Genomic DNA, 498 nt, shown 5'->3' with positions numbered 1-498 from the left:
GAATTGAAGATATTTTAATTAAAAACTCTGATTTTCAACAACTTACTGGTAAAAAAGCACTAATAAATGATTATTTTATTGATAAAACAATTATTTTAATAGGTTATGCAAGAAGTCTATTGTATATCTCCTTTAATATCTTCTTCTCTTGTTTGATTTTATTCATCATCAATATAACTCATTTCTTGTTCTAATTGTTCTTTTTGCTCTTTTTTAATTTCTTCATACATCATTCGTGCTTTTTTATTTGTGACTTTATCTTGTTTATGAATTGCTCTAACATGGGTAATAGTTCCATTATTTATTTGTCTATCGATTACCTCAGATTGAGTAATTTCATTAATAATAGAAATATCAATAAATTCTAATGTATAAGGTCTAATATTATCATTATTTGGATTATTATCATTTAAGTTATCTCATTTTTTATAATGTCTAAATATATAATCAAATAAACGATATAATTTTGGTAATCTTAATGATCGTTTTTGTAAAGTA

At 22.1% G+C, this 498-nt stretch carries 1 protein-coding gene; it reads right to left on the bottom strand.

The features are described 5' to 3' along the window. Positions 1–158: 158 nt before the first annotated feature. The coding region (locus EHU54_RS06105; protein WP_400249512.1) for a hypothetical protein at positions 159–498 on the bottom strand (340 nt) is incomplete at its 5' end.

Origin of the sequence: Spiroplasma sp. ald, assembly GCF_044714355.1 — a bacterium.
GTDB classification, from domain to species: domain Bacteria; phylum Bacillota_I; class Bacilli_A; order Mycoplasmatales; family Mycoplasmataceae; genus Spiroplasma; species Spiroplasma phoeniceum.
This window is presented reverse-complemented; position numbering and strand designations above follow the sequence as displayed.